Raw genomic sequence first — 7,747 nt, forward strand, 5'->3', positions numbered from 1 at the left:
CCCGCAGAGCAGGGCCGAAAGAGATCCGCGGCCGGCCTTAAACTAGATAACCGCCGCCAGGCCGCGCAGGATCGGCTGCAGCCGCACCATGCCGATATCCTCGCGTTCGAAACGGCTGCCGACCTTGGTAAGCTTTGCCAGCACCTGCTCGCCCTCCTCCGGACCGATCGGCGCGATGACGATGCCGCCGCTCGACAACTGGTCGAGCAGGAAACGCGGCAGGCTGTCGAAGGCCGCCCAGGCGACGATACGGTCGAACGGCCCCTCGGCGGGCAATCCATTGGAACCGTCGGCCTGGCGCACGATGACATTGCCGATGCCGAGCGCCTCGAAACGCTGCCTGGCTTGCTCGACGAGCGTCTTGTAGCGGTCGATGGTGACGAGCCGCGCCGCCAGCCGCGACATGACAGCCGATGTGTAGCCGGAACCGGTGCCGATCTCGAGCACGCGGTTTCCCGCTTCGATGGCAAGGGCGGCGATCACCGCCGCCTGCATGTCGGCCCCTTCGATCGCTTCGCCGCATTCGATCGGCAGCATGCGGTCCGACCAGGCGATCTGGTGGAACTGCGCCGCCAGGAAGCCGCGGCGCGGCGTCGCCTCGAAAGCCGCGATCAGAGCCTTCGGCACCGTTCCCCGGCCGCGCAGGCGCAGCAGGAACGCGGCAAATCCCTCGCGATCATCGATTGGAAAGCCCTGATTCATGCAAGCGCCTTGCTCAGCTGGTCACGGATCTCATGCGCGGTAAGGTCAAGCTGCAACGGCGTCACCGACACCAGCCGGTTGCGCAAGGCATGGAGGTCGGTGCCCTGCTTGCCTTCGACCGGCTCGCGGCCGAAGCGAAGCCAGTAGTAAGGCAGGCCGCGCCCATCGCGACGCTCGTCGACCCACAGGCTATGCACCAGCTTGCCCTGCGAGGTGACCACCGTGCCGGCCACCTCCTCGGGAAGGCAGTTGGGGAAATTGACGTTGAGCAACACGCCATCGGGAAGCGGCGTCGCGACGAGCTTCTTCAGCAGCGCCGGCGCCAGCGCCTCGGTCGTCTCGTAAGGGACGACGCGGTCCTCGCCGACATAGCTGTAGCCCTGGCTGAGCGCGATCGACCTGATGCCGAGCAGCGCGCCTTCCATGGCGCCGGCGACGGTGCCCGAATAGGTCACGTCGTCGGCGATGTTGGCGCCAGAATTGATGCCGGACAGGATCAGGTCGGGGGCACCGGGCAGGATTTTCTTGACGCCCATGATGACGCAATCGGTCGGCGTGCCGCGTACGGCAAAATGCTTCTCGCCGATTTTGCGCAACCGCAGCGGCTCCGAAATCGACAGCGAATGCGCGTAGCCCGATTGGTCCTGCTCCGGCGCCACCACCCAGACATCGTCGGATAGTGTGCGGGCGACGCGTTCGAGCGACGCCAGGCCCTCGGCATGAATGCCGTCGTCATTAGTCAGAAGAACGCGCATTATTTCGATTCGATCTTTTCCAGGCCGCCCATGTAAGGCCGCAGCACTTCAGGAATGGTTACGCTGCCATCCTCATTCTGGTAGTTTTCGATGACGGCAATGAGCGCGCGGCCGACGGCGGTGCCGGAGCCGTTGAGCGTATGGACGAAGCGGTTGCCCTTGCCGTCCTTGTCCTTGTAGCGGGCATCCATGCGCCGCGCCTGGAAATCGCCGCAGACCGAGCAGGACGAGATTTCGCGATAGGCGTTCTGGCCGGGCAGCCAGACCTCGATGTCATAGGTCTTGCGCGCGCCAAAGCCCATGTCGCCAGTGCACAGCACCATGGTCCGGAACGGCAGGCCGAGCCGCTTCAGCACCTCCTCGGCGCATTGTGTCATCCGCTCGTGTTCGGCGAGTGAGGAGTCCTGGTCGGTGATCGACACCAGCTCGACTTTATAGAACTGGTGCTGGCGCAGCATACCGCGCGTGTCGCGCCCCCCCGAACCCGCCTCGGACCGGAAGCAGGGCGTCAGCGCGGTGTAGCGCAGCGGCAGTTTCTCATGAGCCGTGATTTCCTCGCGCACGAGGTTGGTGAGCGGCACTTCGGCGGTCGGGATCAGGCCAAGCCTGCCCTCCCCGTGCGGCGTGAAGAACAGATCCTCCTCGAATTTCGGCAACTGGTTGGTGCCGAAGAGAACCTCGTCACGCACCATCAACGGCGGGATGATTTCCTCATAGCCGTGCTCGGTCGTGTGCAGGTCGAGCATGAACTGGCCGATCGCGCGTTCCATCCGCGCCAGGCCGCTCTTGAGCACGGTGAAACGCGAACCCGACAGCTTTGCCGCGCGCTCGAAATCCATCATGCCGAGCGCTTCGCCGATCTCGAAATGCTCCTTCACCCAGTTCGGCCGCGTCGGCACCTTGCCGACGATATGCCTGACGACATTGTCATGCTCGTCCTTGCCGACCGGAACGTCGTCGAACGGCACGTTGGGCAGCACCGCCAGCGCGTCGTTCAGCGCCTTGTCGAGTTCGCGCTCGCGCGCCTCGCCATTCTGGATGAAGGTCTTGATCTCGCCGACCTCGGCCTTGAGCTTTTCGGCAAGTGCGGCATCGCCCGAACGCATGGCGTTGCCGATCTCCTTCGAGGCGGCGTTGCGGCGCTCCTGCTTGGTCTGCAGCTCGGTGACGTGCTCGCGCCGCGCCTCGTCCTTGGCGATCAGCCCGTCGACCGTGGACTGCGCCTCAGCCGACGGCCACGAGCGCTTGGTGAGCGCCTCGACGAGAGCCTTCGGGTTGTCGCGAATCCATTTGATGTCAAGCATGGTTATCCGTCCTCAAGCTAAGGTTTGAGGGCGTAAACCGCATCCTTGATCGATGCAAGATGAGGCGGGGCGGCGGTTGTCGTTTTCCGTCGCCGCCAAAGTCTTACGAAGCAGCCGGCGCCGGAGGCTCGTCCGGTGTCTTGTCCGCCACGGTCTCGCCGGCTTCCTGCTTCTCGCGCGCAAGCCGCTGTTTTTCCTGATCCCGCTCGATCCATCGCGCGGCCCAGATGGAGACCTCGTAGAGAAGGATGGTCGGAATGGCCAGGCCGATCTGGCTCATCGGATCCGGAGGTGTCAGCACCGCAGCCACGATGAAGGCGATGACGATCGCCCATTTGCGTTTTTCCGCCAGCGCCTTGGACGACAGCATGCCGACACGCGTCATCAGGCTGGTCACCACCGGCAGTTGGAACACCAGGCCGAAGGAGAAGATCAGCGTCATGATCAGGCTGAGATATTCCGACACTTTCGGCAGCAGGGAAATCTGTACCTGGTCGTCCGTGCCTACCTGCTGCATGGCGAGGAAGAACCACATCACCATCGGCGTGAAGAAGAAATAGACCAGCGAGGCGCCCATCAGGAACAGGATGGGCGATGCGATCAGGAACGGCAGGAAGGCGTTGCGCTCGTTCTTATAGAGGCCAGGCGCGATGAACTTGTAGATTTGCGTGGCGATCAGCGGAAACGCGATGACCATGCCGCCGAACATGGCGAGCTTCACCTGCGTGAAGAAGAATTCCTGGGGCGCGGTGTAGATCAGCTCGACCTTGTGCGGGTCGAGCCCCGCCCATTTCGTCGCCCATTTGAACGGGACGACCAGCAAGTTGAACAGCTTCTTGGCAAAGAAGAAGCAAACCAGGAACGCGACGAAGAAGCCACCCAGCGACCAGATCAGCCGCCTGCGCAGCTCGATCAGGTGCTCCATCAATGGCGCCGACGATTTTTCGATCTCGTCCTTTTCCTTGTCCGAAACGCTCACTTGGCGGCTCCAGCCGTCTTTTTGGCCGCCGACTTCTTCGCCACGGCAGGTTTCGGTTTCGCCGACGCCTTGGCGGCGGTTACCTTGGCCGCGGCAGGCTTCTCTGCAGCCACGTTTCCAGGTCTTGCCGGCGTCGTGGTCTTTGTCGCCGCTTTGGGCGCCAGTGGGGCTTTTGCCGTCACTGCCTTCGTGGATGCCGAGGCCTTGGCCGGCGCCTTCGCAGCCGGTGCCGTCTTGGCGGTTCTCTTGGCAGCCGTCGTCGCAACGGCAGGACCCGTGGATGCCGCCACAACCGATTCATCGGTCATCGCCGGAAAAATCGGCGCTGGTGTCGTCGCTTGAGGCCCGTTGACGCCTGGCATTTCAGTTGCGCCGTTCTTCAGCGGCTCGGCCGCCTGCGGCGTCGAAGCGGCGGGGACCGAGGGATCGGTGGCCGGCTTCGGCTTCATCGCCGCGTCAACGCCCGCGCGCACATCGGCCGCGGCCTGTTCGAACGGATTGAGCTGCTTCTTGATCTCGGCAACCGGGCTCAGGCCCCTGAGCTCGTCAACCGACTTCTTGACGTCATCGAGCTCGGCTTCCTTCAGCGCCTCGTTGAACTGCTTCTGGAAATCGGCGGCCATGGCGCGCAGCTTGGCCGTCGTGCGGCCAAAGGTGCGCAGCATGTTAGGCAAATCCTTCGGCCCGACGACCACGATCATGACGATCGCGATCACCAGCATTTCGGTCCAGCCGACTTCAAACATGGCAATCTGTTCCGACTAGAACTTTTTGGCTCAGCTCTTGCTGGCCTTTTCCTTCGCGGCCGAAACGGTCTCATCGGCACGGTGTTCGACGGTACGCTTGTCCTCTGCAACGTCGTCGTCGGCCATGCCCTTCTTGAAGCTCTTGATGCCCTTGGCCATGTCGCCCATCAGCTCGGGGATCTTGCCGCGGCCGAACACCAGAAGCACGATGACCAGCACGATCATCCAGTGCCAAATCGAAAATGAACCCATAGCAAATCTCTCTCGAATGTTTTCCCTGGCGATGATCTATGCGTTTTCGCGTTGGGATTCAAACACAACCGCGACAGAGTTTATGAAAGGGTGTCGGATGTCACGCATTTTCGGCTATGCGGTCCGCTACCAAACGGCGCATGTAAAGCCACGGGATGGCTTTTGATAGGCGCTCGCGGTCAATCTTCCGTGACGCGCGGCGTCAGGAGACCGAGTTCCTCGAGGTCGATGTCGGTCAGCGGATCCTCGTCCTCGGTCAGCGCGTCGGGATCGGCCGGCGGCAGCGGGATCGAGAAATTCGACGGCATGCGGCCTGACAGCAGACCGGCGCCCTTCAGTTCCTCCATACCGGGAAGATCGCGGATCTCCTCCAGCGCGAAATGATCGAGGAAGGTTTCGGTGGTGCCATAGGTGACGGGACGACCGGGCGTTTTGCGGCGGCCGCGCATGCGCACCCATTCCGTCTCGAGCAGCGTGTCGAGCGTCCCCTTCGAGGTCTCGACGCCTCTGATGTCCTCGATCTCGGCGCGCGTCACCGGCTGGTGATAGGCGATGATCGCCAACACTTCGAGCGCCGCCCGCGACAGCTTGCGCTGCTGCACCGTATCGCGGCTCATCAGGAAGGCCAGGTCGCCGGCGGTGCGGAACGCCCAGGCGTCGCCCACCCGCACCAGATTGACGCCGCGGCGCGCATAGATCTGCTGCAGCTCGGCCATGGCCGCGGCGACATTGATGCCGTCGGGCAGCCGTGCGGCCAGTTGCTTTTCGCTCACGGGCTCGGCGCTGGCGAACACGATCGCCTCGGCCATGCGCACGGCTTGCGCCATGTGCAGCCGCTCGGCCGGGTTCCGCGCCTGCTCAGCCGCATCCTCGGAAAACAGCTCCTGCTCAGGCTCGTCCTCGACCTTGAACGGGACAACCGAAGCGTTGGCGCGCTCGCTCATGATGCCACCTCCACTGCCTTGATTGCCTGCACGCGACCGCGCAGGTAGATCGGGGCAAACGTCTGATCCTGCCGCACGTCCATCGTGCCGTCGCGCACCAGTTCCAATGTCGCCGCGAAGGAACTGGCGATAGCCGTGCGCCTTTCCTCGGGGCTGGTCATGTACACGATCAGGAAACTTTCCAGCGTCGTCCAGTCGCTTACAGCCCCGACAAGGCGGGTCAGGATGTCGCGCGCGTCCTTGAGCGACCAGACGCCGCGCCTGGCGATCGTCACGTTGTTGATCGTCTGCTTTTGCCGCTGCTGCGCATAGGCGGTCAAGAGATCATAGAGCGACGCAGAATAGGCGTTACGCTTCTCGATGATGACCATTTCGGGCATGCCTCGGGGGAACACGTCGCGGCCGAGCCGGTTGCGGTTGACCAGACGCGCCGACGCGTCCCGCATGGCTTCGAGCCGCTTCAACCGGAATTGCAGCACCGCCGCCAGTTCCTCGCCGCTTTCGCCCTCTTCGCCCGGCTGCTTGGGGATCAGGAGCTTCGACTTGAGGAAGGCGAGCCACGCCGCCATCACAAGATAGTCGGCGGCAAGCTCGAGCCTCAGCGCCCTCGCCGTCTCGACAAAGGTCAGGTACTGCTCGACCAGTGCCAAGATGGATATGCGCGCCAGATCGACCTTCTGGGTGCGGGCAAGATGCAAGAGAAGATCGAGCGGGCCTTCGAAGCCGGCCACGTCGACGACCAGCGACGGATCGCCGGTGACGCGTGAATCGTCATTCTCGGCCCACAGGCGGTCCATCGGTGCGGCCTTCGCGGCCTTGCTTTCCAATGTTTCCGCCACGACCCTGTCACTTCCCTTCGTCAGGCCACCGCATCGAAATAGGTGGCGAATTCAGCGCGAATCTCGGTCTCTTCGACCGCGTCTTGCTTGCTTATATAGGTCATCGCCCGCTTGGCGCGCTCCAGCGCCTTGCCTTCAAGCCCCGTGGTGCGCGATGCGATGCCCGCCATTTCCTCGAAAACACCGTTGCAGTGAAGGACCAGATCGCAGCCCGCCGCAAGGATCGAGGCCGCCTTTGTCGGGAAATCCCCAGAAAGTGCCTTCATCGAGGTGTCGTCGCTCATCAGCAGTCCATCGAAGCCGATCTCGCGTCGAATGATCTCGTCGATGACCTTGCCGGAAGTCGTCGCCGGGTTTTTTGGGTCGATCGCGCTGTAGACGACATGCGCCGTCATCGCCATCGGCAGATGGTTGAGCTCCCTGAACGGGGCGAAGTCATGCCGCTGCAGATCGCTGAGCGAGGCGTCGACGACGGGCAGTTCGAAATGCGTGTCGGCAAAGGCGCGGCCGTGCCCCGGAATATGCTTCATCACCGGCAGCACGCCACCCGACATCAGACCCTCGGCCGCTGCACGGCCAAGCTCGATGACCGGACGCGGATCCTTGCCATAGGCGCGCGCGCCGATGACGTCGCTGGCCCCTTCGATCGGCACGTCGAGGACCGGCAGGCAATCGGCTGATATGCCGTAGCGCAACAGGTCGAAGGCATGCAGCCGCGCCATCAGCCAGGCGGCCCGGGCACCGGCGTCGTGATCGTCGCGCCACAGCGCCCCAAGCGCACCGCCGGCCGGGTAGTTTGGCGCCAGCGGCGGCCGCAGGCGTTGCACCCTGCCGCCTTCCTGGTCGATGAACACCAGCGCATCGGGACGGCCGATGCAGTCACGCATCTCGGCGACCAGATCGCGGATCTGTTCGGCCTCGCCGATGTTGCGGGCAAACAGGATGAAGGCCCATGGGCATTCATTGCGATAGAAATTGATTTCCTCGCGGGTGAGCGATTTCCCGGCACAGCCGAGGATCATGGATTTTGATTCGGTCATTTCAGGAGTCTAGGGCTTCGCGCGACCAAAGGGAATCATCCCTGACCGCATGCGGCGGGCTGCAAGACAAGCTTCCACATGAAAAAGTCAGTCATATGAATGTCGCCATACAAAAAGCCGGCGGGGGGGCGGGGGGGGGGCGCGGGGGGGGGCCGCGCCGCCGGCTTCAATTCGGCGACATCGGGC

9 protein-coding genes are annotated in these 7,747 nt (G+C 63.4%); all 9 read right to left on the minus strand.

The window, feature by feature from the left end:
* Nucleotides 1–42: 42 nt before the first annotated feature.
* The 9 genes from LB569_RS29280 to nagZ all read right to left on the minus strand — a co-directional run bounded on the left by LB569_RS29280 (nt 43) and on the right by nagZ (nt 7,561).
* Nucleotides 43–702 carry a protein-L-isoaspartate(D-aspartate) O-methyltransferase gene (locus tag LB569_RS29280; protein WP_140701608.1) on the minus strand — a complete coding sequence of 220 codons (660 nt, stop codon included), beginning with the start codon at nt 700–702 and terminating at the stop codon, nt 43–45.
* Nucleotides 699–1,457 carry a 5'/3'-nucleotidase SurE gene (gene surE / locus LB569_RS29285; protein ID WP_224695053.1) on the minus strand — a complete coding sequence of 253 codons (759 nt, stop codon included), beginning with the start codon at nt 1,455–1,457 and terminating at the stop codon, nt 699–701. The genes LB569_RS29280 and surE overlap by 4 nt, the downstream gene beginning before the upstream one ends.
* A complete protein-coding gene (serS, locus tag LB569_RS29290) occupies nt 1,457–2,761 on the minus strand; it encodes a serine--tRNA ligase (RefSeq protein ID WP_224695054.1) in 1,305 nt (434 codons plus the stop codon). The genes surE and serS overlap by 1 nt, the downstream gene beginning before the upstream one ends.
* A gap of 103 nt (nt 2,762–2,864) precedes the next feature.
* Entirely contained in the window at nt 2,865–3,740 is an 876-nt protein-coding gene (gene tatC / locus LB569_RS29295; protein ID WP_096446762.1) for a twin-arginine translocase subunit TatC, read from the minus strand.
* Nucleotides 3,737–4,486, minus strand: a complete 750-nt coding sequence (tatB, locus tag LB569_RS29300; protein WP_224695055.1) for a Sec-independent protein translocase protein TatB — start codon at nt 4,484–4,486, stop codon at nt 3,737–3,739. Before tatB ends, tatC begins: the two co-directional genes overlap by 4 nt.
* Before the next feature lie 30 nt (nt 4,487–4,516).
* The gene (locus LB569_RS29305; protein WP_095087696.1) at nt 4,517–4,738 is read right to left on the minus strand and encodes a twin-arginine translocase TatA/TatE family subunit; all 222 of its coding nucleotides are present in this window, start codon (nt 4,736–4,738) and stop codon (nt 4,517–4,519) included.
* Between the two features lie 179 nt (nt 4,739–4,917).
* On the minus strand, nt 4,918–5,682 hold the full coding sequence (scpB, locus tag LB569_RS29310; protein WP_224535129.1) for an SMC-Scp complex subunit ScpB: 765 nt from the start codon (nt 5,680–5,682) through the stop codon (nt 4,918–4,920).
* Complete coding sequence (locus LB569_RS29315; RefSeq protein WP_224695056.1) at nt 5,679–6,479, minus strand: segregation and condensation protein A; 801 nt, start codon at nt 6,477–6,479, stop codon at nt 5,679–5,681. The genes scpB and LB569_RS29315 overlap by 4 nt, the downstream gene beginning before the upstream one ends.
* Nucleotides 6,480–6,541: 62 nt before the next feature.
* On the minus strand, nt 6,542–7,561 hold the full coding sequence (gene nagZ / locus LB569_RS29320; RefSeq protein WP_140701613.1) for a beta-N-acetylhexosaminidase: 1,020 nt from the start codon (nt 7,559–7,561) through the stop codon (nt 6,542–6,544).
* Nucleotides 7,562–7,747 lie beyond the last annotated feature (186 nt).

It is taken from the genome of Mesorhizobium sp. BH1-1-4 (assembly GCF_020165665.1).
In the GTDB taxonomy this organism is placed as follows: domain Bacteria; phylum Pseudomonadota; class Alphaproteobacteria; order Rhizobiales; family Rhizobiaceae; genus Mesorhizobium.